Below are 497 nucleotides of genomic sequence, written 5' to 3'. Positions count from 1 at the left end.
ATGGGTGCAGAGGAGTGTTCCGTTGGTGGTGTTGGTGTGGCCGCCGTGTGACCAGTAGGTGATGTGGTGGGCTTCGCACCAGGGGGCGGGGATGGTGCAGTTGGGGAAGGTGCAGCCTTGGTCGCGGGCGGTGAGGGCTACGCGTTGGGCTGGGGTGAAGAGTCTGGTTTTGCGTCCGAGGTCGAGGATTTCGCTGGTGGTGCCCAGGAGTGCGGGGATGATGTCGGCGTCGCAGGCGATTTTGCGGAGGGCGGGTGCGGCGTTCCAGGTCCGGGGCGGGGGATGCCTGATTGCCTGAGCGGGCGCCTTCTTGAAGCACGGTGTTGTCGCCATTGCCCCCGTCGCCGCCGTCTGTGGCTGCCCGGTTGGTGGTGGTGTTGGGGGTGGTGGTGCGGGGGTTGGTGGCGATGTTCATGGCGGTGAGGAGGTGTTCGTATTGGTCGGTGGTGGCGAAGATTTCGACGTGGTGGAGGCCGTGGCGGGGTTTGCGGATGAAG

At 65.6% G+C, this 497-nt stretch carries 1 pseudogene; it reads right to left on the bottom strand.

The annotated features are described in order from the left end of the window. Window positions 1-497, bottom strand: a pseudogene (locus AC1DBN_RS21470) (HNH endonuclease signature motif containing protein); the annotation flags it as partial.

This window comes from Pseudarthrobacter sp. 10T415 (assembly GCF_056394175.1).
This window is presented reverse-complemented; position numbering and strand designations above follow the sequence as displayed.